A 24,603-nucleotide genomic window follows, 5' to 3' on the forward strand; every position below is an offset into this window, starting at 1 on the left:
GAGCGACCGAAACTGGCCTCCCCCGCGCCAATGCCCGCAACAGCCGCTCACCGAGCGGCTGTTGCTTTTGGGGCCGCGACAATCGCGTCATGCTTGCCCGCTCACTGACTGGACACAGCGACCCCATCGCCGCCATCGCCACCGCGCCGGGGCGCGGCGCCGTCGGCATCGTGCGCGTGTCGTCACCGCAGGACCTGGCACCGATCATCGAAGCCGTCTGCGGCCGCACGCTCAAACCGCGTGAGGCCACCTACCTGCCGTTCCGTGACGCGAACGGCGGATCAATCGACCAGGGCCTGGCGCTGCATTTCCCGGCGCCGCACTCCTATACCGGCGAACATGTGCTGGAGCTCCAGGCCCACGGGGGCGCCGTCGTCATGCAGTTGCTGCTGGCGCGGGTCATCCAGGCCGGCCCCGGCGTCAGGCTTGCAGAACCCGGCGAGTTCACCCAGCGCGCCTTCCTGAACGGCAAGCTCGACCTGGCCCAGGCCGAGGCGGTGGCCGACCTCATCGACGCCAGCACCGAAGCTGCGGCGCGCAGCGCCAGCCGCGCACTCGGTGGCGCGCTGTCGCACGAGGTCGGCGTGCTGCGCGATCAGCTGATCCAGCTGCGCATGCTGGTCGAGGCCACGTTGGACTTTCCCGAAGAAGAAATCGACTTCCTCGAGAAGGCCGACGCCTTTGGCCGGCTAGACCGCCTGACGGCGCAACTGGGCGCCGTGCAGGCCCGCACGCGCCAGGGCGCGCTGCTGCGCGACGGGCTCAAGGTCGTGCTCGCCGGCCAGCCCAATGTGGGAAAAAGCTCGCTGCTGAACGCGCTCGCAGGCGCAGAACTCGCCATCGTCACCCCCATCCCCGGCACGACGCGCGACAAGGTCAGCCAGACCATCCAGATCGAAGGCGTGCCCCTGCACATCACCGACACCGCCGGCCTGCGCGACGCGACGGCCGATGAGGTCGAGCGCATCGGCGTATCACGCAGCTGGGATGCCATCGCCGATGCGGACGTGGTGCTCTTCCTGCATGACCTGGGCCGAGTCGGCCAGGCGGACTACGAGGCCGAGGACGAGCGCATCCGCGCGCGGCTGGCCGGCGTGGACGCAAGCCGCATCGTGCAGGTCTTCAACAAGGCCGACCTCGCCACAGCACCCGAAGGCGAAATCGCGCTGAGCTTGAAGACTGGCGACGGCCTGGAATCACTGCGCCAGCGCCTGCTGCTAACGGCCGGCTGGCAGGCTGTGCCGGAAGGCCTCTTCATCGCCCGCGAGCGGCATGTACAGGCATTGGCCCGCACGGCTGAGCATTTGATGCTTGCACGAGAGGTCGCCGCTCAGCGCGACGCGGCGCTGGATCTGCTGGCCGAGGAGCTGCGCCTGGCGCACGACGCGCTGGGCGAGATCACCGGCGCGTTCTCGGCTGACGAACTGCTGGGCGTCATCTTCAGCAGCTTTTGCATCGGCAAATGACACCGCTTCCTAGACGATCCATCGGAATCTAAAGATCGCTCGTAAACCGTTGATCTGCAAAGGAATTGTCTTCCTACAATGTCCACCTGGACCCAACGGCAGCCGATAGCTACTGGGTCCACGGTTGGGTCCATGGAGCGATCTGGACCCAGAAATCAAAATTCCATGGGCCCAGCGAGGCAGCGATAGCCCTGACAGACACCGCCCTGAAGGCACTCAAACCCAAGGACGCGGCTTACACCGTGGCGGATGAGCGGGGGCTGTATGTGGAGGTGCTGCCCACCGGCAGCATCGTCTGGCGCTACCGCTACCGCATTGGGGGCAAGCGCGAAAAGCTGACTCTGGGAAAGTACCCGGCGCTGACACTCAAGAACGCGCGCATCAAGCGCGACGAGGCGGCGCAAGCGGCGGCAATGGACCAGTCGCCGGCCAAACAGAAGCAGCTCGCCAAGGTGGCTGCCGCCGACGCCACCACCGTGGCGGAGTTTGGTGAGCGCTTCTTCAGTGAGATCGTGGCTAAGGACCGGCGCGACCTGACCATTCCGCGCCGCTACTTCGACAAGGCCATCGTGCCGGCGATCGGCAGCAAACCGGTGCGTGACGTGACGACCGAGGACGTGCGGGCCATCATCTGGAAGAAGAAGGACGAGGGCTTCGACGCTGCAGCCGGCAACATCCGGGGCGTGCTGAAGCGGCTGTTCGACTATGCGATGACCGCCGGGCTGGCGACGGTGAACCCGGTGCTGGCACTGCCCATGCGCCATGTCCACAAGGCCAAGTCACGCGACCGCGCGCTGGCGCCGGACGAGATCCGCAAGTTCCTGAAGGCTGCGTTCGAGTCCAACATCCGGCGCCAGTTCAAGATTGGGCTGCACCTCATCCTCCTGACGATGGTGCGCAAGTCCGAGCTGCTGCTGGCGCGCTGGTCCGACGTGGATTTCGAGCAGGCCGAGTGGCACATTCCCGCCGAGCACTCCAAGACGGGCAAGCCGCACATCGTCTTTCTCTCGCGGCAGGCGGTGGCGATGTTCAAGGAACTCCAGGCCCTGGCTGGCGGCAGCGAGCTGGTACTGCCCGGGCGGGGCAGCCTGACCAAGCCGTTTGCCCAGAATGCGATCAACAACGCTTTGAAGATGGCGCTGCAGGGGCAGGACATACCTGCGTTCACCATCCACGACCTGCGCCGCACCGCTTCCACGCTGCTGCATGAAAACGGCTGGCCTTCCGACGTGGTGGAAAAGGCTTTGAACCACACCATCGGCGGGGTGCGTGGCGTCTACAACCGTGCAGAGTACGAATCGCAGCGGCGCGAAATGCTGCAGTTCTGGTCCGACTACACCGAGCAGTTGATGATGAGCGGGCAGCTAATCCTGGGGAGGTTCAAGCAGGTCGCTTGAAGCAAGTTACCGTACTCCAAGCAATGCCGTTAAGGCGGTTGATGTCCCGCAAACCAAATGGCACTGGTTATCGTGATGAACGCTAATGTCGTAGGCACCAGGACGTAGAACAACACCTTGGCCGCTGATTTCAGACCATTGCGGATCCGATCGTTGACGGTGAACGGCACAAACGCTTGGGCTTGCTTCTGAGCAATAACCCACGACTGAGCGAGAGTAATGACGAAGAAAGCACACGCGATGGCAGTAAGTAGTCCGCCTGCAAATGCCGTCATGCCGGCCTTGCTTAAGAGCGTGACCCCCGCCGCGTACGATGCTGCCGCAATGCCATAGTTCTTGAGGTTGTCAGCAGCATCCTTCAGCGTCACCGGCTTGCCGACATCATGCAAACGCGGCCAAAAGCCGCCTGTGCGCAAGTGGATTGGTCCGTCAAGTCGAGGTGGCGGTGGCGGTGGCGATATTGGTTCTTCTACGTCAGCGCCAGTAGTCACGGGTAATGTGTCACTCATAGGTTCACCGTAAATCTTGGCGGCTGAGCGCAAAGTGGCGACTCGTTCATGCAGCAACCGCCATTGCAACCTGATCCAGCAGCTTGCTCAAATTCGCCGGCTGCATCACCAGGTGATAGCTCCACCGCCCAAACCGCCCATCGTTGTTCACTGCCCGGCACCACCGCTGCGCCGCTGCTGCCTTGATCTCGGCATCACCCGGCTGGCCCTTGATCTCGACAATCAGCCGTTCGCCGCTCGCCAGCTCCACGATGAAGTCCGGCAGGTAGCGCTTGCGCAGCCCGTCCTTGCGGTAGGGCACGACAAACCCGAGGTGGTCGTTCTTCACCCATGAACGCACCGCCGGATGCGCGTCCAGCGCTGTGGCTGCCGCCTGCTCCCAGGTCTTGGTGTCGGCCACGATGGCGTTCAGGTGGCACTTGTGTGCGGCCCAGGGTTGGCGGCCGGTGGCGAACTCGACAAAACGGGTGGAGCGCTCGCCCGCCGGGCCTGGCGCGATCAGGGGCCGTTCCATCGCTGCGCCGCTGGCATCCACAGGGTGCAAGGCATCAAAGAGCAGCGCCACAGCCTTCTGGAAGTACGGATTCAGCGCCACGTCTTGCGCCGCGCGATTGCCCATGCAGTCCAGCTTCGTGGCCAGGAATCGCTGCGTGTAGCCCAGCATTTGCGGAAAGACTCGGTGCATCGGGATGGTGTCGCCGCGCACCTGCACCCATTGCTGCGACAGCACCTTGGCCAGCGTGAACGCCACCTGCTGCACGCGCACCCCGGCGCGCCAGGCATCCAGCGTCATCACGTCCACGGCGCCGGGGCCATACGCTGCCAGGGCGCCGTCGGCACCTGCCAGGCCTTTCATCAGCACTGTGTCGGGCACCGTCATCGGGTCCAGCTTTAGCTTCGGCACTGTGGCCCAGTCGATGGCCAGCCGAGTGATGCCAGGGTCGGTGTAACCCTCCACGACCGGGAAGCGAATCTCGTAACCCGACTTGGCCGGCACCGCATAGATCTGGTTGGCGGGTGGCGACGGGGGCTGCTGCGCGCCGCCTTCCACCTTGAACGGGATCAGCTCGAAGGGCACGCCAAAGACCTTGGCGGTTTCCTCGCGGAAGAAGCCGGTGGCCTCGTCCACCGCGTAGGACGTGCGGCGCAGCGCCCGGCCCACCACCTGCTCACACAGCAGTTGCGAACCGAACGGCCGCAGACCCACCACATGCGTCACCGTGGTGGCGTCCCAGCCTTCAGACAGCATGGCGACGCTGATGATGCAGCGCACATCGCGCCCCGGGGGCACGCTCGCGTCCAGCGTCACCAAGCCGTTGTCGTCGTCCAGCGCGCGGTGGTTGTGGCGGTTCACCAGGTCGGTGTACTCCTCGGGCACCTGGTTGCCGTGCCAGGCTGTCTTGCCGATGGTTTCCAGCACGAAGCGCAGCCGCCGCGCCTCGTCGTTCTTGCCGCCGCCCTCGGCGATGTCCTCGGCCACCTTGCTGTCCACGCGCACCGTCCACTCACGGCCCGGTGCGTTGCGAAAGTACTCGGGCGCGGCCCCATACTCGCTCTTGCCATGGGCCAGCCAGTCATGCATCTCCTTGGCCAGCGCCGTGTCGCGGCACACGATGATGAAGACGGGCGGCACGTCGCTCTTGCGGTGGCCGGCGGCGAACTGCATCTGCCAGTCGGCCGCTGTCTTGCGCCACTCGTCGGCCATCTGCACGATGGGCTGGGTGGCGTAGCGCATCAGCAGCTCCGGCGTCAGCCCTTTGCCAAGTCCGTCCTTCTCGGCAATCTCTTGCACCCAGCGCCAGACATTGAAGTAAGCCGGCGTCGCGGTGCCGCCGCCGTCTTGCGTGGGTAGTTGCGGGATCTTCACCAACCCGGCCTCGATGGCCTCCAACAGGCTGAAGTCCGACACCACCCAGGGGAAGGGCTTGCCCACCTCGTTGCCGCTGCCCTGGATGAAGAAGGGCGTGGCCGACAGGTCCACGCACAGCCGGATGCCATTGCCCCGGTTGGCGCGCCCGCCCAAGGCCTTGTTGATGCGGTCAAGGCCCTCGATCCACACGGTGGCCTCACGGGCATCGACCTCGGCTGTTTCCTCGTCGATGGCGTAGGTGTCATCCGCATCCAGCTTGCCGCGCCGGTAGGCATGGTGCGCCTCGTCGTTCATCACCAGGATGGCCGAACTGCGCCCCTTGCGGTTGCCCAGCACGCGGCGCAGAAAGGCGGCATCGCTCTCGTAGTAGCGGGTCTCCTTGACCTCGAAGCCAGTTAGCACCTCCTTCTTGTCGCGCAGCTCGCGCACGATGTCGAAGGCGCCGGTCAAGGCCTGGTGCCGGATGTCGGCCTCGCTCAGGTCGTCGCGCCCGCCCAGCTTGATGGTGCGCAGCTTCTCCACCGGTGTGCCTCGGCGCACCACGCGCGCTGATGAGCCGCTCACGTCGCCCAGCTCGCGCCGCTCCAGGTTGTGCCAGTTGGTGATGAACACCTCGCCGCGCCGCAGCTCGGGCATGCGGTGCAGGGGCACGAGCTGGCGGGTGCGGTACAGGCTCAGTTCGTCTTGGTTCGGGTCCAGCTCGCGCAGCCGGTCGCGGATGGTGACGTTAGGGCAGACGATCAGCACGGTGTCCGAATACGCGGCGGCCTGCGCGTCGTTGACCTTGTTCAGGATGGACCACGCAGCCAGCATGCCCATCACCGTGGTCTTGCCGCTGCCGGTGGCCATCTTCAGCGCATAGCGCACGAACGCCTTGTAGCCGGCGGCCTTGGCGTCCTCTCCCGGCTCGTCCGAGGGCACCACCACGCCCTGCTTCAGGTCATCCGGCCCTTCCACCAGGAACAGCACGGACTCGACTGCTTCGAGCTGGGCAAAGAACAGCCTCTGCGAGCGCTCGGGGTCGTGCCATAGCGCCAGCAGCTCGCGCGTGACCTTAGTGGCGCCTGCGTACTCACGCGCCCGCCATTCCTTGATCCGCAGGCGGATCAGGTTGGCTAGGTCCAGCAGGTATTCCTGGCCCTTGGACGCGTCATCGAACAACGCCTTTTGCACCTTGCCCTTGGCACCTCGGGCGGCGCGCTCAGGCACGCGGAAGAAGTAGGAGGCTTGCCGGCGGCCCGGTCGCTTCTCGGGCTGCTTCGCTGCCTCGATGTGCCAGTGGAAAGCCGGCTCGACGTAGGGCAGGTTGATGATCGGCGCTTCAACTGCGTTGATCTGGCTCATTCAATCGCTCCGATCAACCAAGACACCCCGAAATAGTCAACCGCAAGCTCTTGAACGGCCTCCACAGCCTGCGCTAGGTCAGGGACTTCTCGAACTTTCGGAAGATGGTCGGGCATCAGTTGCGATTCGCTTGCTTCCGACTTCCTCCGCAGCTTTTGCCGATGTGGCCACCACTCATTCAGATCCTCAAGAAGGTCGTTGTAAATCTCAACTACGGCATCCCGATCAAATTTCTCAATGCGGCCGGTATCCAGCCTCCATTCGGAAGGAGCGCCGCCGGTTGCGCGCACGGGTTGGTCTGAGAACCTGTGGACTTGCGACGCGTCAAGGTTGTAAACGATGGAGTGGGAGCGTGCGTCTGTAATGGCACCTGCGTTCAATACGTCGATCCAAACGGAGTTGTCCACGACAGAGCCTGTCGCAAAGTGTTGGTCCACTTCGGCGCGCGTCGTGAACGCGGGGGCGCAGTAGAAGAAGTTCTGCTTCCCCCCTTGAACCGCTTTGTGAATGAGGTTGTACTGCTCGATATCCAGCTCGAACTTGAAGTACGGTCCACCAACCGCGTCATAGAACTTGGCGTTCGACCCTGTGCGTGAATCAACATGCCGGGCCACTTTGTGCTGGAGGAATAGGGACGACACCGCTCCTCCCGCCACGAGAGTCTGGATCTCAACGTCATAGCCCAAACGCTTTTCCTGTTGCTGGGAGGGCAGGTACGGACAGGCGGCCAACACCGCTTTGTGAGCGGCGCAGTACTCAGCGTTAAACGCGAACTCGAAGACGCGCTCTGCGAAACCGGGCTTCTTTACCGTCACGTCCCCACCTCCAAGACACGCACCAGCTCATTCCCCCGCTCGTCGATGACCTTCACCGCCACGCGCCGCCTCGGCCCGACAGGGAAGGGCTCGCTGACGGTGCCGGCCAGGTGTTCCCACACTGAGGGGTCAAACTCGGCTTTCAGGCTTTTCTGCAGGTTGTCCCAAGCGGCGGTCTTGGGAAAGAACACCTGCGTGGCGTAGAAGCACATGCCGTCGTAGTCGGTGTCCAGCATCCAGCAAGGCAGGTTCTGGCCCTCAATAGCCTCCTGCTCCATCGTGGCAGGGTTGAAGATGTCCAGCCCGCGCAGTTCCACCTCGTAGAGTGCCGCGCCGTCGTCGTTCTTCAGCTTTGTCTTGCGCGGCACTGCGTCTGGCAAACCGGTGACGCTAAAGATCTGGCTTGCGCGGCTGGTCTTGAGCAGGTCGCTCATCGCCACGTCGGGCGTCACCGTCACATAGGTGCAGGGAATGCGCAGCTTGTTGCGGTCTTCAAGTAGCTCGCGGGCCTTGGCCTGGATGGCGAAGCCGAAGAAGTACAGGTGCGCAAACTTCAGGTAATGCGCCTCGCGCGCCGCCTCGTAGACCAGCTCCGAGCCGATGGCTCCATCCTCGGGGCCGAAGACGATGCCGATGCGCTGGCCTTCGGCGTCCACCCCTTCGGCGTGCAGCACATCGCTGTCAGCGCGGCGGATGCCCTCCAGCGCCAGCTCGCGGTTGCCCGGCAGGCGCAGCGTGCGGCTTTGGCGCAGCACCTGAGTCATGCGCTCGATGTGGGTGGCGGGGTCGTTGTAGCGGGCTGCGGTCTCGGCCACACCGCGCGGCAGCGCACCATTGGCGGCATCCGACTCGGCCAGCGCGGCGTCCAGGGACTGCGCGGCCAGGGCCTCGGCGGGCTCACTCGCACCCACCGGCTCATCCAGCGACTGCGCCGGGGCAATGGTGGCCTCCACCACAAAGGGGCCGGCCACCCGGGTGACGGTGTTGTTGATCTCGGGCCGGTCCACCAGCACCTCGGTGGCCGGCGGCTCGTCGTTGGCAATGGACTTCAGCGTAATGTGCGGCACCAGCCCGCCCACCTCCTCGCCCTTGCGGTTCTGCCGCCGCTTGTAGACAAACCCGCCCTGCGGGCCGGCCTGCGGGTTCTTCAACTCGTAGTACGGAAAGGTTGCGGTCAGCAGCCGTTGCCGGGCCAGCGCCAGCGGCACGCGGCTGGTGTCGCAAGTGATCCAGCGGCGGCCCCATTGTTCGGCGACATAGGCGGTAGTGCCGCTGCCACAGGTGGGGTCAAGAACTAGATCACCCGGGTCGGTGCACATGAGCATGCAGCGCTGGATCGTCTTTGTGGTCGTTTGAACGACGTAGTAGCGAGTCTCGGCATATCCGCCGGTCAGCGTGTCATCCCACAAGTTGCTGAGTGGGAGAAAAGGGAAGTCAGTTACGAAGCGCCGATAAGAAAGCGTCGCACCGTAGGCCTCTAAGCGTTTTGCCTTTGCAAGTCTGTCAAGCCCCTTCTTGTCAGTCTTGAAGGTTCCCTTCCCTGGCGTGTAAGACTTGCCTTCGTATTCGTATTGACGGACATCACCATCCTGTGCGGGACGCTGGCTTGTCAGGTTGTCACGCCTATAGACAGTGCTGCCTTCTGGCAAAAGGGACCAGTCTCTACGTTCGTCACCTGACATGCGCCGAAACTCACCTTGGCCGGTCTTGAGATAGTCATAGTTCACCCAGCCCTCGCCGTCCCGACGTAGGTACAAGTCGCGGTACTTGGTACGCGCCGAGTCCTTACCGTACCAAAGAAGATAGTCACAAACCGAGGCCAAGCCCGACCCAGAAGCACTAGTCGTCTTCGAGAAGACGATGACGCCCATTGAATTTGCACTGCCAAAGACCTCATCCATCACTTCGCGGACGTGATGCAGGTTTTCATCCGAGATCTGTACGAACACGCTCCCGCTCTCGTGCAGCAACTCCTTTGCCACCATCAACCGGTCACGCAGATAGGTCAGATAGGAATGCAGGCCCAGCTCCCAGGTGTCCCGGTAGGCTTTGACCATCTCAGGCTCGCGAGTCATATCCTCGTCGGCGTTGGGCTTCACGTCGCGCTTGCGCACGAAGGGCTGGAAGTTCGAGCCGAACTTCACGCCATAGGGCGGGTCCATGTAGATCATCTGCACCTGGCCACCCAGGCCCTCGAACTCCAGCAATGAGTTCATCACCTGCAGGCTGTCGCCCAGCACCATGCGGTTCTGCCAGGGGCCTCTATGTTCGTAGGCGTCGAGCTTGTCGGTCACGTCCAGGCCCCCGTCGCCGAACAGGTCCAGCGTGGTGCCCTTGGCCTTGCGGTGGCTGATGCCGTCCAGGATCGCCTTGGTGGAATGGCGCTCATGCACGAACAGCGGCACGGTGGGCACGCTGAGCTGGTGGCGCTCGGCCTTGCCGGCCCAGTTGAGGAAGGGCTGGCTCAAGTGCTGCAGCAGGTCGGCTGCCGCCTTAAGCGACTGCACTTGCACGCCACCGCCAGCCCAAGCCTCGGGCTGCGCGAATACGGCCGCCTCGCCTTCGGTCGCGCAGCGCTGCACCAAGCCGATGAGCCATTCGGCCAGTTCGCGGTCGCGGCTTTCGTCCCAGCTCAGGGCGGGGTCCAGGCTGCTGTCGTAGCGGTAGGTCTTGGCAGGCTTGCGGTTGCTGAACTGGTCCTGCACGCCGGCATCGGGGCGCTGAACGGCCTGCTGGTTGTGGCGGTAGGTGCCGGTCTGGCTGGCAGGCGTTGCTGCCGCTGCGGCGGTGCGTTTTTTGGCCAATGGTTCCCCCTGATCTTGTCGCTCTGCCGGTGGCCCGGCGGCGTGGCTGCGCTTGGTGCGCGCTGGCCGTGTTTGTACATTAGCTGCCCATAACGTCCATCAGTGACGGGGAGGAGCCGGATGAGTCGACATTATTCGAGCAAAGACTTCTTTCGCCAGATGCCGAAACCCCTGCTGGGGCGGTACTTCGCGGGACGAAGGTTGATGACGGGCCTGGACTTCGGCGCGATGCCCGAGGGCAAGCCAGAGGCGTTGTTCGAGGCCTGGACAGGCTTGACGGATGAGCAGCGCAGCAGCGCCGAGGCGGACTTTCGCGAGATCTGGCTGATGAGCAACGCGAAGGGCTTTGGCGCCATCGTCGATGAGGCTCGCTGGCAGCCCGCGGATGAGCCGGACGCTTTGCAGGCCTTCATCGACGACCTGGCCGCGTTGGGCGACCACCCGGCACGGGCACTGGTGACGTTTCTTGATCACCCGCAGTGCTGGAAGGGCGCGCAGCGCTTTCACTACGCCGACCAGCTCACCCACTGGCGCAAGCGCTAGAACTTGCCGCGCGTGGTGGCGGCAACGGACAAGGCCAGCGTGGCGCGGCTGGCGGACCTCATCAAGAACTACTTCCGGGCGACCGAAGGCCGGGGCCGGAACTGCGTGGTGGAGGCCTACCGACGCGGGGAGCGGGACTACTTCTTCGCCTTTCCCGAGGACCACGCGCAGCGCAGCGTGGAGTGGGTGGATGGCGAGTTCAACCCGCGACCACACAACCCGGCGTTCGAAATCGTGTTCGTCTATGCGCAAGGCGAGGGAACGCTGGACTTGAACTTTCGGGGCGGGCAGAAGTTCATCGCCGCGCTTCAAGGCATGTTTGCGCAGGCCATCCTGAAGCTGGACGAGCTGCCGCCAGACCCGAAGGACGAGCGGGTGTATGACCTGGCGCCGCTGACGCAGGCCGGTTTCGAGTTCACGCATGCTCTGGGTAGCAGCATCGGCACGGTGGTGGTGAAGAAGCTGCGGCTGTCGTCGCGCGTGCGAGCGGGCGACAAGATCACGGTGGAGGCGGACGGGCGCAGCAACCGGCAGGCGGTGCATGAGCTGCTGGCGCAGGTGGGCCAATCTGTGCCGCTGCACCTCTACAACGTGACGCAGGTGGACCTGGCAGCGACGGTGTTTGTGGCCGAAGGGAAGCCGCCCAAGACGGTGAACATCCGCATCACGCACCCGAACTCGTGTTCACTCAAATATGACGAGATCGACCTGAGCCTGCGGCAGATGTTGGAGGACTCGGGCATCGAACCGCACGCGCCGGCACCGGTGGAGCAGGCAAGCCCGGCCCAGGCTGCAGCGGCCTGACATGGCGCCAGCCACGCCAGACGCGGCCCTGGCCGAGCTGCTGGCGCGCCTGACGCACCTGCGCCGGGATCTGCTGTGGGGTAACGACGCCCCCCTGTTTCCGGCAACCCGCATCGAGCTGGGGCGAAAAGCTGCACTTCGAAGCCACCGGCATCGACCGCAAGGGCTGGGCGACGGCTGCGCCCATACGGGCCATCTTCAAACAGGCCTTCGAGGCGGCCGGACTGCCTTACTTCAACCCGCACAGCCTGCGCAGCACGCTGGTGCAGCTGGGCGAGACAATTTGCCAGTCGCCCGAGGACTTCAAGGCATGGAGCCAGAACCTCGGGCACGAGGGCGTGCTGACGACCTTTTACAGCTATGGCACGGTGTCGGGCCGCCGCCAGGGGGAGATCATCAAGACGCTTGCCAAGCCGAAAGTCAGCAAGCCTGGCTCGACCGAGGAGCTGGCCGAGGCGCTGGTGCGAGCGATGCGCAGGGAAGGCGTTAGTCTGGGATAGATTCGATGAAGCAACGCACCCCTGCGGCTGAGACACATGGCATGGCTGGGTCCATATTTGGGTCCATGCTCACTAAAGTTCAGTCGAGAAGTGAGCATTCATGCGGGCTGCAGGAGGTTTTCTATGTTCTGCATCGGTTGTTTCCGGCGGCTGCCGAAGGCGGACGACGTCGAAATGTGGCGAAGTGAGGGCAGCTGCTTTTGCTCGGCCCGCCAAGCCAGTGCGACGCGGCGAGACACAGCGCTGACTGTTGGGCTGTCGTACTAAAAAAATTGGACACGTCGTCGCATTTAACGGAAATCCGCACCTCGTACGAAAAAAATGAGGTTGCCGGGCAGCAGGCATGGCCGAACCAACTCGCGCTTGAGCTCTGGGCTGTGCTCGCGCTGACGGCGTTTGGAGGGAGTGTCTTGATCAGCCATGGTTCGCGTTAGCGATGCCTGATGCACACCAACTCTGGCGCGCAGGATCAGCCGATCTTGCTCACCACGCCACCGCCATGCCAGAGGGCCGTGAGGCCCCGCTCATCCCGAAGGCGACTTCGTGTTGAAGCTGTCGGACGGCGCGGATGGATGCCTGGGTGCAGAAGCCCGCGCTGGATCAAGCGTCGTTGAACAGCGGCTCAACCAGATACAGCCCCGTCTCGACGGTCATGCCGAACAGGCTGCCGGACAGCGGACGGGCCATCAGATCGGCCGTGCTCAGGCCTTCGCGGGCGGTGCTGACCATCAGCTGGTCACCGGCCGGGCCGCCGAAGGCGGGACAGGTGGTGTTACTGACGGGGACGGAGTAGCGGCCCAGCTGCCGACCGTCGGGCGCGTAGCGGGCGACCGTGCCCGCGCCCCATTCGGCGTTCCACAGGCAGCCCTTGGCGTCGATGCAGGAGCCGTCGGGATAGCCGTCTCGGGCCTCCTTCTTCACGAACACGCGCGGCTCACTGACGCGGGCGCTGGCCGAGTCGTAGTCGCAGACCATGATGCGGCGGCTGGGCGTGTCGCAGTAGTACATGCGCTGGCCGTTGGGGCTGAAGCAGATGCTGTTGGCGATGGCCACGCCGTCGAGCGGCAGGCGGCGCAGCCCCCTGGCCAGCGAGTACTGGTAGAAGCCGCCGATGGACTGACGGGGCTCGGCCTCGTCCAGCGTGCCGAAGACGAAGGCGCCGCTGCGGTCGCAGCGACCATCGTTGGCGCGTGTGGTGGGCAGGTGGGCTTCGAGCGACGTGATGGTCTCGGGTTCGCCGGCGATGCTGCCGGTGGCCTGCAGGTCGGGCAGCGTCAGGCGCGCCAGCCGCTTGGCCATGGCCAGAACAATAGCGCCGGAGCGTCCGTGCACGAAGCAGCCGACTCGCTCGGGCAGGCGGACCTGCAGCGTGGCATTGGCGCCAGGCGTCCAGGCGTAGATGCAGGCACCCTCGATATCGGTCCACCACCAGCGGCCGCTGGGGCCATGCCATTGCAGGCCTTCGCCGAGGCTGTTGGCCTGGGCGAGCGCGAGAGTGAAGGGATGTTCAGTGGGCATCGGGTGAAGCTTCCAGGCTGGCGCGGGCCTGCTTGCGGGCGAGCGCGGCCGCATGGCGCCGGCGCTCATCGGGGGTGAAGGGGCGCAGCGGTGCGACGGGCACGGGCTTGTTGTCGTCGCCCACGGCCACCATCGTGAAATAGCAGCTGTTGACGTGCCGCGAGTCTTGCGTGCGAATGTTCTCGGCCACGACCTTGATGCCGACCTCCATCGACGAGGTGCCGGTCATGTTGATGCTGGCCAGGAAGGTGACGAGTTCGCCGACGTGGATGGCCTGCCTAAAAATCACCCGGTCCACCGACAGCGTGACCACGTAGCGCCCCGCATACCGGCTGGCGCAGGCATAGGCGACCTGGTCGAGCAGCTTGAGGATGTTGCCGCCGTGGACGTTGCCGGCGAAGTTGGCGGTGTCCGGCGTCATCAGCACCGTCATCGTCAGTTGGTGGGCGGGCAGGTCCATCGAGCGCTCCTAGCTGAAGCGATGGATTGTGGTGCTGCGGAACACCTCGCCCGGCCTCAGCACCGTGGAGGGCCAGTCGGTGCCGGCGTCGTGGTGCGGCGAGTCCGGGTTGTGCTGAGTCTCCAGGCACAGGCCGTCGCCCTGGCGGTAGATGCGCCCCTCGGGGCCGACCAGGCTGCCGTCGAGGAAGTTGCCGGAATAGAACTGGATCGCCGGCTCGCTGGTCAGGATGTCCATGCGGCGTCCGGAATACGGGTCTTCCAGAGTCGCGGCGGGACGCAGGCCGTCGGCGTCCAGGGCGCCGTCGAGCAGCCAGTTGTGGTCATAGCCCTTGCCGAACAGCAGTTGCGGATGGGCCTTGCGGATGCGCGCGACGATAGCGGTCGATTGGCGGAAGTCGAAGGGCGTGCCTTCCACCGGCGCATGACGTTGCGGAATCAGATGCGCGTCGACCTCGCTGTACCGCGAAGCCGGAATCGTCAGCCGGTGGCGCAGGACGCTGCCGTCGCCGGCGAGATTGAAGTAGTCGTGATGAGTCAGGTTGACGACGGTGGCGCGGTCGGTCGTGGCCCGGTAGTCGATGCGCCAGCTGTTGTCGGCAGCGCTCAGCGAGTAGCGCACGCTGACCTGCAGCTCACCTGGGAAGCCTTGCTCGCCATGCGGACTGGTGAGGTTCAAGACCAGCGCCGCGGCCTCGCCAGGCAGGAGATCGGGCGGCTCGACGGGCGCGGCCGTCCAGAGCCGGTGGCCGAATCCCTCCGTGCCACCGTGCAGGCAGTTGGGGCCGTCGTTGCGGGCGAGCGTGTGGGTCTGGCCGTCCAGCTCGAAGCTGGCGCCCGCGATGCGGTTGCCGTAACGGCCGACGATGATGCCGAAGGAAGGGTTGCGGTGGACGTAGTCGCCGAGGTTGTCGAAGCCCAGCACCACATTGCCAGCCTGGCCCTGCTTGTCCGGCACCCACAGGCCGGTGACGATGCCGCCCAGCGTGATGGCCGTCAGCTTCAGGCCCAGGCCGTTGTCCAGCGTGTATTCATGGACGACGCGGCCATCGGGCAGCTGCCCGTATTCGACGCACCGAACGCTCATGCCCAGCCGCCGTCGACGATGAAGTCCTGCGCCGTGCACATGGCGCTGTCGTCCGCCGCGAGAAACAGCGCCATCGCAGCGATGTGCTGCGGCATCAGCGGCTCGTTGATGCACTGGCCCTTGGCGATCTCCTGCTTGGTCTCTTCAGTGACCCAGAGCTTCAACTGCTTTTCGGTCATGACCCAGCCCGGCACCAGCGTGTTGACGCGGATCTTGTGCGGCCCGAAGTCCCGCGCCAGGCAACGCGTGAGGCCCTGCGCCGCGGCCTTGCTGGCCGTGTACGCCGGCATGCCGCCCTGCTTGAGCATCCAGCTGATGGAGCCGAAGTTGATGATGCTGCCGCCACCGGCTGCCTTCATGTCGGGCAGCACGGCCTGGGCGGTGAAGAACTGGTGCTTGATGTTGACGGCGACGCTGGCGTCCCAGAACTCCGGGGTGGTGTCTTCGACGGCGTGGCGCTTGTCGTTGGCGGCGTTGTTGAGCAGCACCGTGAAGGGGCCGCTGCGTTGGCGCAGCGCGGCGATCGCCCCGCGCAGGGACTCGACGTTGGACAGGTCGGCCGCCATGAACTGCGGCGCATGGCGCGCGCCTGCCAGCCGGTCGGCCAAAGCCTTGCCTTCCTCGGCGGCCAGGTCGATGAAGGCCACCTTGGCGCCCTGCTCGGCAAAGCTCTCCACCAGGGTTTCGCCAATGCCGGTGGCCCCGCCAGTGATCAGGACGCTGCGGTCCTGGAGGCTGGGGTAGCGGGCGTAAGAACTCATCGGTCGGTCTCCTGCAGCATCCGGCCCGGCTGCATTGGCCAGGCGATGCGGGAATTATTAGTCATACTTTTTTGTTTGCAAAGGCAGCAGTTTTCGGGTTAACCCCGATGATCAACGATAAATAGTCATACTTTAATGAGCGCCATGCCGGCGATGACAGCTGGCCGTGCGCCGCCCGCCGGTGCTTGATCCAACTTCCCACAGAGACAAGGGACCGCATCATGAGCGCCTCCGCCACCGCCTTCGCACGACCTTACCGCGGCGTCTTCCCCGTCGTTCCGACCATCTTCAACGCCGACGGCACGCTGGACGTTCCCGGCCAGCTGCGCTGCGTGGATTTCATGATCGACGCGGGTTCCACCGGCCTGTGCATCCTGGCCAACTTCTCCGAGCAGTTCGTGCTGTCGGACGCCGAGCGCGAGACGCTGACGCGAGCGATCCTGGAACACGTCGCCGGCCGCGTGCCGGTCATCGTCACGACGACGCACTACTCGACGCAGATCTGCATCGAGCGCAGCCAGCTCGCGCAATCGCTCGGCGCGGCCATGGTCATGGTCATGCCGCCGTATCACGGCGCCACCTTCCGCGTGTCGGAAGGCCAGATCGAGAGCTTCTACCAGCGCCTGTCCGACGCCATTCAGATTCCGATCATGATCCAGGACGCCCCGGTGGCCGGCACGCCGCTGTCGGTGCCGCTGCTGGCGCGGATGGCTACAACGATCGCCAACGTGAAGTACTTCAAGCTGGAGATGCCGCAGGCTGCCAGCAAGATGCGCGAGCTGATCCGCGTCGGCGGCGCGGCCATCGAAGGCCCGTGGGACGGCGAGGAAGCCATCACGCTGCTGGCCGACCTGGACGCCGGCGCCACCGGCGCAATGACGGGCGGCGGCTTCCCCGACGGCATCCGGCTCATCTTCGACGCCTTCCACCGCGGCGATCGTGAAGAGGCCGTCGTCCAGTACGGCCGCTGGCTGCCGCTGATCAACTACGAGAACCGCCAGGGCGGCATCCTGACCGCCAAGGCGCTGATGAAGGAAGGCGGCGTCATCAAGAGCGACGCGCCGCGCCATCCCTTCCCCGAGATGAGCCCCGAGGTGCGCGCCGGCCTGCTCGATGCCGCAAGACGCCTCGATCCCCTGGTCCTTCGCTGGGGCAACTGATGCGGGCGCTGTTCGCGGCGCTGCTGGCCCTGTGCCTGGCCGTACCCGCGAGCGCCGTCGAGCCGCAAGGCGACACGGGCGCGCATGACCCCACGCTGCTGATCCAGGGCGACCACTGGTTCGTCTTCACGACCGGCAAGGGCGTGCAGCGGCTGGAGTCGACCGACCAGGGCAAGACCTGGCGTCGCCTGGCGCCGGTGTTCACGCAGGCGCCTGCCTGGTGGGCCGAGGCCGTGCCCGCGCACAAGGGCGTGGACGTCTGGGCGCCCAAGGTCTTCCAGCACCGGGGCCGCACCTGGCTGCTGTACTCCATCTCCACCTTCGGCAAGAACCGCTCGGCCATCGGCCTGGCCAGCAGCGACAAGCCCGACGGCGGCGAATGGCGCGACGACGGCCTGGTGGTGGCCAGCACGGCGACGGACAACTTCAACGCCATCGATCCCGACCTCTTTGTCGAGGGCGACGGCAAGCTGTGGATGAGCTACGGCTCGTTCTGGGGTGGCCTGCGCCTGACCGAGCTGAGCGCGGCGACCCTGCACCCCATCGGCAGCACGCGCTTCATTGCCCGCAGCCCCGCCATCGAGGCGCCCACCATTCAGCGCCGCGGCGACTGGGTCTACTTGTTCGCTTCCTATGACCTGTGCTGCAAGGGCGCCGACAGTACGTACAACGTCCGCGTGGGTCGCGCCCGCAGCGTGACGGGGCCCTACCTCGACCGAGACGGCAAGGACCTGATGGACGCCGGCGGGACCCAGGTGCTCGCCGCAAGCGGCGCGCGCTGGAAGGGACCGGGCCACCAGGACGTCGTCGGCGACTGGCTGGTCCACCACGCCTACGACACCACGCGTGGCGGCAAGCCGCATCTGCGCTTCAAGCGCCTCGCCTGGTCCGACGACGGCTGGCCCGTGGTCGCACAAGAAGAATGAACCGGAGACGAGCACCGTGGCTGGCCTGAAGTTGGAAAACGTCTGCAAGCGCTACGGCGCGGTGCAAGTCATCGAGAACCTGTCGCTCGACGTCGCCGAAGGCGAGTTCGTCGTCTTCCTGGGCCCGTCGGGCTGCGGCAAGACCAGCCTGCTGCGCATGGTGGCGGGGCTCGAGGAAGTCAGCGGCGGGCGCATCCTGATCGGCGATCGCGACGTGACGGTGGCCCCGCCGGGTCAGCGCAACCTCGCCATGGTGTTCCAGCACTACGCGCTGTATCCGCACATGAGCGTGCGCGAGAACCTGGCGTTCGGTCTGAAGAACATTGGCATCCCTTCTGAGGAGATCGCCAAGCGCATCACCGAGTCGGCCCGCATGCTGGAGCTGGACACGCTGCTGGACCGCAAGCCGGGGCAGCTGTCGGGCGGCCAGCGCCAGCGCGTGGCCATTGGCCGCGCGGTGGTGAAGGAACCCGGCATCTTCTTGTTCGATGAACCGCTGTCGAACCTCGACGCGGCCTTGCGCGGTCGCACGCGGCTGGAGCTCGCGCAGTTGCACCAGCGGCTGGGCGCGACGATGGTGTTCGTCACCCATGACCAGATCGAGGCGATGACGCTGGCGACGCGCATCGTCGTCATGAAGGGCGGCGCCATCGAGCAGGTCGCCACGCCGGCCGAGTTGTACCGCCGGCCGGCCACGCGCTTCGTCGCCAGCTTCATCGGCACGCCAGGCATGGGCTTCATCCCCGTGCAGCGCGCCCCGGACGACCGCGGGCGCGTCGTCGTGACGGTGCCGGGCGGCCAGTGGGTGACGACGCGCGTTTCGACCGACGGCCTGCCGGCGCAAGGCCTGACGCTGGGCGTGCGACCCGAGAACCTGCGGGTGGCAGAGCAGGGCCCGCTGCGAGGCCGTGTCGAGCTGGTCGAGTTCCTCGGCGAGCGGACGCTGGCGCATCTGAAGCTTGAAGGCGGCTCGCCGTTGATCGTGACAGTGCCGGCCGGGGCTTCTCCGAAACTCGGCTCGCATGTGGCGGTGAGCGTGGATGTGGCCGAGGCCCATTTGTTCGACGAAAGCGGCCGGGCCCACCACGCACAGGAGTCACTGGCATGAGCGCTGCCGTCGGGCTGCGCGCCTCGCGCCCGGCCTATGCCCTCTTTGTGCTGCCTTTCGTGGCGCTGTACGTGCTGATGCTGCTGTGGCCGCTCGCCAAGGGCGTGTGGACCAGCTTCCACGATCACGACCTGCTGTCCGACGACAGCTTCTGGATCGGCCTGGCCAACTACAAGGAGCTGTGGAGCGACGAGGTCTTCCATGAAGTCGTGTGGAACACCATCCGCTTCGTCGCGATCAGCACGCCCATCTTCGTCATCCTGTCGCTGATGCTCGCCATCGCTCTGAACCGCCCTGGCAGGCTGGCCACCTTCCTGCGCGCCACCTTCTTCTGCGCGTCGGTCTTCTCCGTCACGCTGATCACGCTGGTCTGGAAGCTGGCCCTGATGCCCGAACGCGGCCTCATCGCCCAGGCATTCCAGGCACTCGGCATCCCCGAGCTGCCGCTGCTGACCAGCGACGCCTTTGCGCTGACCACCATCGCCCTCGTCACCGTCTGGTGGATCATCGGATTGCCGATGATCCTGTTCCTGTCGGCACTGCAGCAGATCCCGTCGGACATCTACGAGGCCGCCGCGCTGGACAACACGCCGCGCTGGCGCGTGCTGACGCACATCACGCTGCCGAGCCTGAAACGCGCCATCGTGCTGGTGGCTCTGATCGAGGTTATTCGCCAGTTCCAGGTCTTCCCGCAGATCATGCTGATGACCAACGGCGGGCCCAACAACACCACGCGGTCCATCGTGCAGTTCACCTACGAGCAGGCCTTCATGCAGCTCTCGCTAGGCTATGCGACCGCCGCCTCGCAGGTGCTGCTGGCCATCATGCTCATCGGCGTCTCCACCCAGCTCTGGCTGGAGCGTGATCGCAAGGGAGCCGCGCGATGAATCCTTTGCTCAGACGCGGTTGGTTCGACCGCTTCGTGATGGTCGCGCTCACGCTGCTGGCGCTGGTCTGGATGGCGCCGCTGCTGTGGGTTCTGGCCCTGTCCTTCAAGCCCAACGACTTCCTGCTGCGGCACACCGACGTGTTCCTCGCGCCGCCCTACACGCTGGCCAACTACCTGGACATCCTGCAGACCTCGCAGGTGTTCCGCTGGCTGGGCAACAGTGCCCTCGTCGCGCTGCTGCAGACGGTGGGCGTGCTGGTGCTGTCGTCGCTGGCCGGCTATGGCTTCGCGCGCTGCGAGTTCCCGGGGCGCAAGTGGCTGTTCGCGCTGGTCATGTTCGGCCTGGCCGTGCCAGCGCAGTCGGTCTTCATCCCGCTGCACCGGCTGTTCTCCGAGTGGAACCTGCAGAACACCATCGCTGGCCTGGCGTTGCCGGGCTTGGCCGCGCCGTTTGGTGTCTACCTGATGACGCAGTACTTCAAGGCCATCCCGGCCGAGCTCGAAGAGGCGGCGATGCTGGACAACGCATCGCGCTTCAAGACCTTCCTGACCATCATCCTGCCGCTGACCTTGCCGGCACAGGCGACGCTCGGCATCTTCACCTTCCTGGCCTGCTGGAACGACTACCTGTGGCCGCTGGTCATCGCGACGCAACCAGACATGTACACGCTGACGCGTGGCCTGGCCTCCACGCAGACCAATTTCGCGCAGTCGGAAGGGCTGGGCTTCCTCATGGCGCAGGCCGTGTTCGCCGGCGTGCCCGCACTGATGCTGTATCTGTTCTTCCAACGCCATCTGGTGACGGCCGTCGCGGGGACGGGCAAGTGATGAAGCGCCTGCTGATCTGTTTGACCGCCGCGCTGCTCGCCGCCTGCGGCGCCCGCACGCCTGACGCCGGCAAGACCGAGATCACGCTGATGCGCTTCTTCGGCAGCTGCGAGTCGCAGTTCGGCCAGGTGGCGAAGGTGTCCGATGGCATCGGCGAGTGCGGCATCGTCACCGCGCTGGTCAACGAGTTCAATGCGACCAACCCCGACGGCATCGTCGTGCGCACCCAGATCGGCGAGTGGGGACCGTACTACGACCAGCTGACTGCGCGGCTTGTGTCCAAGGACATCCCGACCGTGGCCGTCATGCACGAGTCCGCACTCGGAGACTATGTGCGCCGCAAGCTGGTGCTGCCGCTGGACGACGATTTCCAGCGCATCGGCATCCCCGTGGATGACTTCACCGAGCATGCGCGCAAGGGCACCACGTTCAACGGCCAGACCTATGCGCTGCCCTTCGACACCTGGGCCTGGCTGTGGCACATCAACACCCGGCTGATGAAGCAGGCCGCGTTGACCACCGCCGACGGCCAGCCCGTTCTGCCGCGCTCGCCCGACGAACTGCTGGCGCAGGCACGGCAGTTCAAGCAGAAGACCGGCAAGCCCTACTTCGCCTGGGCCGTGGCCAACGAAACGGCCGCCAACAACCGCACCTTCCAGTCGCTGATAGCGCAGCAGGGCGCGGCACTGTTCGCGCAAGACGGCAAGAGCATCCACATGCAGCAGCCCGCCGTGACCAAGGCGCTGACGCTGATGCAGACGCTCTACCGGGAAGGCCATGTGCGGCCCAACCTGGACTACGCCGCCGCCAACCAGGCCTTCCTGAACGGCGAGGCCGGCGTCGTCGTCGTCGGCACCTGGACCATCGACCAGTTCCTGCGCGAATCCAGGAAGCCCGACTCCCCGCTGCAGGGTGGATACGCGGTGCGGCCGTTCGCGCAGTTGTACGACAAGCCGGCGGTGTTCGCCGACGGCCATTCGTGGGCGCTGTTCAAGGGCGGTACGACCGACGCCAAGGGCCACGAGGCCGCCGTGAAGTTCCTGAAGTTTGTCTGGGACCGCAGCGCCGAGTGGTCGCGCACCGGTCACCTGCCAGTCAGTAAAACCGTGGCGCAGAGCGAGGCTTTCCGTGCCTTGCCGCAGCGCGAGTCGCTGGCCGAGATCACGCGCACGGGTGCCTCCATGCCCGGCAACGTGCCCACGCAACGCAACATCGAGCTGCTCATCGGCGAGGACGTGGCCAACCTGCTGCTGTCGGGCAAGCCGGTGGCGGAGGTTCAGGCCAGCGTCGAGAAGCGCGTCAACAAAGCCCTGCAGAAAGCCCGTCGATGATGTTCCAAGCCTCCCTCACCGTCGACCGCGACTTCGACATCGCCCCGCTGGACCGCCGCCTCTTCGGCGTCTTCGTCGAGCACTTGGGCCGCTGCGTCTACACCGGCATCTACGAGCCAGGCCACCCGACCGCCGACGAGCAGGGCTTCCGCGGCGACGTCGCAGCGCTGACGCGCGAACTCGGCGCCACCATCGTGCGCTACCCCGGTGGCAACTTCATGTCGGGCTACAACTGGGAGGACGGCGTCGGCCCCAAGGACCAGCGCCCGCGCCGGCTCGACCTGGCCTGGTACTCGACCGAGACCAACCAAGTCGGCACGCACGAGTTCATGGACTGGTGCCGCCTGGTGGGCATGGAGCCGATGTTCGGCGTCAACCTCGGCACGCGCGGACCGGACGAAGCACGGCACTACCTCGAATACTGCAACCACCCCGGCGGCACGGCGCTGTCGGACCTGCGGCGCTCGCACGGCGCCGAGGCCCCGCTAAGCGTCAAGTTCTGGTGCCTGGGCAACGAGATGGACGGCCCCTGGCAGATCTGCCAGAAGACGCCCGACGAGTACGGCCGCATCGCCAAGGAGACGGCCAAGCTGATGCGCATGGTGGACCCGTCCATCGAACTGGCCGCCTGCGGCTCCTCGGCCCACGACATGCCCACCTACGGCATCTGGGAAGACCGCGTGCTGGAGCACTGCTACGAGCAGGTGGACTACCTGTCGCTGCACAGCTATTTCGTCAAGCCGCCCATTGGCCAGGCGGCCGATACCAGCACCGAGAGCTACCTGGCGCAGATCGAGACGAATGCGCGCTTCATCCGCGATACGGTGGCGATTGCCGATTCGGTGGCGGCGCGCAAGCGGTCGAGCAAGCGGCTGATGCTGTCCTTCGACGAGTGGAACGTCTGGTACCGCGCGCGCCATGGCGAGCATCTCAAGCCGGTCGGCTGGCCCGAGGCGCCGCGCCTGCTGGAGGAGATCTACACGGCGGAAGACGCGCTGCTGATCGGCGGCATGCTGACGATGATGATGAACCACGCGGACCGGCTCAAGGTGGCCTGCATGGCGCAGCTGGTCAACGTCATCGGGCCCATCATGACCGAGCCCGGCGGGCCGGCCTGGCGGCAGACGATCTTCCACCCCTTCGCCCAGGCGGCGCGCTGGGCCCGCGGCCAGGTGTTGCGACCGGTCGTGAAGTCGCCGGGATATGCGAACGCGCTACATGGCGAGGTGCCGTATCTCTGCGCCAGCGTCGTGGATGACGCCGCCACGGGGCAGACGGCCGTTTTCCTGCTCAACCGCAGCCTGACGGACGAGATGGACCTGTCCATCACGCTGCGCGGTCTGGGCAACGCACGGCAGCTCGTGCTGGCCGAGCAACTGCACTCGGCCGACCTGCACGCCACCAACACCGCCGATGCGCCAGACCGCGTGGCGCCCCAGCCGCTGCCCGATGTGCTCGTCGACGGCGAGCAGCTGCGCGTGCTGCTGAAACCGGCATCGTGGAACGTCATCGTCACCAGGGCCGTCCGCTCATGAGCAACGCCTGGCACAACCCCGTCGTCGAGCAGCGCGCCGACCCGCACCTGACGCTGGTCGACGCCCGCTACTGGTTCACCGCGTCGGTGCCACGCTACGACGCCATCGAGATCCGCACCGCCGACAGCATCGCCGGCCTCGCGGGCGCACCCACGAAAGTGATCTGGCGGGCACATGACAGCGGTCCGATGAGCTTTCATGTCTGGGCTCCGGAGCTGCACCGCATTGACGGGCGCTGGTATGTCTACTTCGCCGCCAGCGAGCGCGACGACATCTGGAAGCTGCGCATGTATGTCCTCGAATGCTCGGGGCAGGATCCGATGACGGACCCGTGGATCGAACGAGGCCAGATCCTCACGCCGGAAGAAGGCTTCTCGCTGGACGCGACGCCCTTCGAGCACAACGGGCGTCGCTACCTCTGCTGGGCGCAAAAGAGCCCGCCGACCGAAAGCAATCTCTACCTCGCCGAGATGGCCAACCCGTGGACCTTGAAGACGGAGCCGGTCGTCATCACGCGGCCCGACCTGGCCTGGGAGCGAATCGGCTTCTGCGTCAACGAGGGCCCCGCGCCGCTCAAGCGCCACGGCCGCATCTTCATCGCCTACTCGGCCGCCGCGACCGATGCCAACTACTGCATGGGTCTGCTGTGGGCCGACGAGCACGCTGACCTGCTCGACCCTGCGAGCTGGCACAAGTCGCCCACGCCGGTGTTCTGCACGCACGAGCCGGTCAGCCAGTTCGGCCCCGGCCACAACAGCTTCACGACAACGCCCGACGGCAAGACCGATCTGCTGGTTTATCACGCGCGGAGCTACCGTGCCATCGTCGGCGACCCGCTGAACGATCCCAACCGCCATGCACGCGTACAGGCCTTCGGCTGGCGCGCGGACGGCTTCCCCGATTTCGGCACGCCGGTCGCCGACGGCCCCTATTCCCTCTGAGGAACAAC

At 65.6% G+C, this 24,603-nt stretch carries 21 protein-coding genes; 13 read left to right on the forward strand and 8 right to left on the reverse strand.

The genetic code is table 11. The annotated features are described in order from the left end of the window. Nucleotides 1–89: 89 nt before the first annotated feature. Nucleotides 90–1,466 (forward strand): tRNA uridine-5-carboxymethylaminomethyl(34) synthesis GTPase MnmE, encoded by a 1,377-nt coding sequence (mnmE, locus tag ASC81_RS12705; protein ID WP_056267364.1) that lies wholly within the window; start codon nt 90–92, stop codon nt 1,464–1,466. Between the two features lie 191 nt (nt 1,467–1,657). Continuing rightward, on the forward strand, nt 1,658–2,863 hold the full coding sequence (locus tag ASC81_RS12710) for a site-specific integrase (protein WP_255354419.1): 1,206 nt from the start codon (nt 1,658–1,660) through the stop codon (nt 2,861–2,863). Nucleotides 2,864–2,892: 29 nt separating this feature from the next. On the opposite strand, the gene ASC81_RS12715 is transcribed toward ASC81_RS12710, so the two are convergent. From ASC81_RS12715 to ASC81_RS12730, 4 genes are all read right to left on the reverse strand, one after another. After that, entirely contained in the window at nt 2,893–3,279 is a 387-nt protein-coding gene (locus ASC81_RS12715) for a hypothetical protein (RefSeq protein ID WP_156392046.1), read from the reverse strand. A 139-nt stretch (nt 3,280–3,418) separates the two neighbouring features. Next, the gene (locus ASC81_RS12720; protein ID WP_056267371.1) at nt 3,419–6,586 is read right to left on the reverse strand and encodes a BPTD_3080 family restriction endonuclease; all 3,168 of its coding nucleotides are present in this window, start codon (nt 6,584–6,586) and stop codon (nt 3,419–3,421) included. Beyond that, the gene (locus ASC81_RS12725) at nt 6,583–7,401 is read right to left on the reverse strand and encodes a hypothetical protein (protein ID WP_056267375.1); all 819 of its coding nucleotides are present in this window, start codon (nt 7,399–7,401) and stop codon (nt 6,583–6,585) included. The genes ASC81_RS12720 and ASC81_RS12725 overlap by 4 nt, the downstream gene beginning before the upstream one ends. Next, entirely contained in the window at nt 7,398–9,983 is a 2,586-nt protein-coding gene (locus ASC81_RS12730; RefSeq protein ID WP_235533647.1) for a site-specific DNA-methyltransferase, read from the reverse strand. Before ASC81_RS12730 ends, ASC81_RS12725 begins: the two co-directional genes overlap by 4 nt. 426 nt (nt 9,984–10,409) lie before the next feature. Here ASC81_RS12730 and ASC81_RS12735 point away from each other — a divergent pair, with 426 nt between their 5' ends. The 3 genes from ASC81_RS12735 to ASC81_RS27535 all read left to right on the forward strand — a co-directional run bounded on the left by ASC81_RS12735 (nt 10,410) and on the right by ASC81_RS27535 (nt 12,052). Then, complete coding sequence (locus ASC81_RS12735) at nt 10,410–10,748, forward strand: hypothetical protein (RefSeq protein WP_056267379.1); 339 nt, start codon at nt 10,410–10,412, stop codon at nt 10,746–10,748. Nucleotides 10,749–10,763: 15 nt separating this feature from the next. Continuing rightward, a complete protein-coding gene (locus tag ASC81_RS12740) occupies nt 10,764–11,552 on the forward strand; it encodes a hypothetical protein (RefSeq protein WP_156392048.1) in 789 nt (262 codons plus the stop codon). Between the two features lie 263 nt (nt 11,553–11,815). Then, nucleotides 11,816–12,052, forward strand: coding sequence for a hypothetical protein (locus ASC81_RS27535; protein ID WP_056267384.1), 237 nt, complete (start codon nt 11,816–11,818; stop codon nt 12,050–12,052). 600 nt (nt 12,053–12,652) lie between these two features. Here ASC81_RS27535 and ASC81_RS12750 read toward each other — a convergent pair. Genes ASC81_RS12750 through ASC81_RS12765 form a run of 4 tightly spaced genes read right to left on the reverse strand, consistent with a single transcriptional unit; the run spans nt 12,653 to nt 15,877 of the window. Then, the gene (locus tag ASC81_RS12750; protein WP_056267388.1) at nt 12,653–13,570 is read right to left on the reverse strand and encodes an SMP-30/gluconolactonase/LRE family protein; all 918 of its coding nucleotides are present in this window, start codon (nt 13,568–13,570) and stop codon (nt 12,653–12,655) included. Next, nucleotides 13,560–14,030, reverse strand: a complete 471-nt coding sequence (locus tag ASC81_RS12755; protein ID WP_056267391.1) for an acyl-CoA thioesterase — start codon at nt 14,028–14,030, stop codon at nt 13,560–13,562. The genes ASC81_RS12750 and ASC81_RS12755 overlap by 11 nt, the downstream gene beginning before the upstream one ends. Nucleotides 14,031–14,039: 9 nt before the next feature. Further along, nucleotides 14,040–15,116 (reverse strand): aldose epimerase family protein, encoded by a 1,077-nt coding sequence (locus ASC81_RS12760; RefSeq protein ID WP_056267394.1) that lies wholly within the window; start codon nt 15,114–15,116, stop codon nt 14,040–14,042. After that, complete coding sequence (locus ASC81_RS12765) at nt 15,113–15,877, reverse strand: SDR family NAD(P)-dependent oxidoreductase (protein WP_056267396.1); 765 nt, start codon at nt 15,875–15,877, stop codon at nt 15,113–15,115. The genes ASC81_RS12760 and ASC81_RS12765 overlap by 4 nt, the downstream gene beginning before the upstream one ends. A 221-nt stretch (nt 15,878–16,098) precedes the next feature. Between ASC81_RS12765 and ASC81_RS12770 the strand changes: the two genes are divergently transcribed. From ASC81_RS12770 to ASC81_RS12805, 8 genes are read left to right on the forward strand one after another with little or no spacing between them, the layout of a single operon-like run. Then, nucleotides 16,099–17,037 carry a dihydrodipicolinate synthase family protein gene (locus ASC81_RS12770; RefSeq protein ID WP_056267399.1) on the forward strand — a complete coding sequence of 313 codons (939 nt, stop codon included), beginning with the start codon at nt 16,099–16,101 and terminating at the stop codon, nt 17,035–17,037. Then, the gene (locus ASC81_RS12775) at nt 17,037–17,963 is read left to right on the forward strand and encodes an arabinan endo-1,5-alpha-L-arabinosidase (protein WP_056267400.1); all 927 of its coding nucleotides are present in this window, start codon (nt 17,037–17,039) and stop codon (nt 17,961–17,963) included. The genes ASC81_RS12770 and ASC81_RS12775 overlap by 1 nt, the downstream gene beginning before the upstream one ends. A gap of 16 nt (nt 17,964–17,979) precedes the next feature. Then, complete coding sequence (locus ASC81_RS12780; protein WP_056267403.1) at nt 17,980–19,071, forward strand: ABC transporter ATP-binding protein; 1,092 nt, start codon at nt 17,980–17,982, stop codon at nt 19,069–19,071. Next, nucleotides 19,068–19,958 carry a carbohydrate ABC transporter permease gene (locus ASC81_RS12785; protein ID WP_056267405.1) on the forward strand — a complete coding sequence of 297 codons (891 nt, stop codon included), beginning with the start codon at nt 19,068–19,070 and terminating at the stop codon, nt 19,956–19,958. The genes ASC81_RS12780 and ASC81_RS12785 overlap by 4 nt, the downstream gene beginning before the upstream one ends. Then, nucleotides 19,955–20,788, forward strand: coding sequence for a carbohydrate ABC transporter permease (locus ASC81_RS12790; RefSeq protein ID WP_056267408.1), 834 nt, complete (start codon nt 19,955–19,957; stop codon nt 20,786–20,788). Before ASC81_RS12785 ends, ASC81_RS12790 begins: the two co-directional genes overlap by 4 nt. After that, nucleotides 20,788–22,119 (forward strand): ABC transporter substrate-binding protein, encoded by a 1,332-nt coding sequence (locus tag ASC81_RS12795; RefSeq protein WP_056267410.1) that lies wholly within the window; start codon nt 20,788–20,790, stop codon nt 22,117–22,119. Before ASC81_RS12790 ends, ASC81_RS12795 begins: the two co-directional genes overlap by 1 nt. Further along, nucleotides 22,119–23,654 (forward strand): alpha-N-arabinofuranosidase, encoded by a 1,536-nt coding sequence (locus tag ASC81_RS12800; protein WP_056267610.1) that lies wholly within the window; start codon nt 22,119–22,121, stop codon nt 23,652–23,654. Before ASC81_RS12795 ends, ASC81_RS12800 begins: the two co-directional genes overlap by 1 nt. After that, entirely contained in the window at nt 23,651–24,595 is a 945-nt protein-coding gene (locus ASC81_RS12805) for a family 43 glycosylhydrolase (RefSeq protein ID WP_056267412.1), read from the forward strand. Before ASC81_RS12800 ends, ASC81_RS12805 begins: the two co-directional genes overlap by 4 nt. Nucleotides 24,596–24,603 lie beyond the last annotated feature (8 nt).

It is taken from the genome of Pelomonas sp. Root405, from assembly GCF_001425165.1.
In the GTDB taxonomy this organism is placed as follows: domain Bacteria; phylum Pseudomonadota; class Gammaproteobacteria; order Burkholderiales; family Burkholderiaceae_C; genus Pelomonas.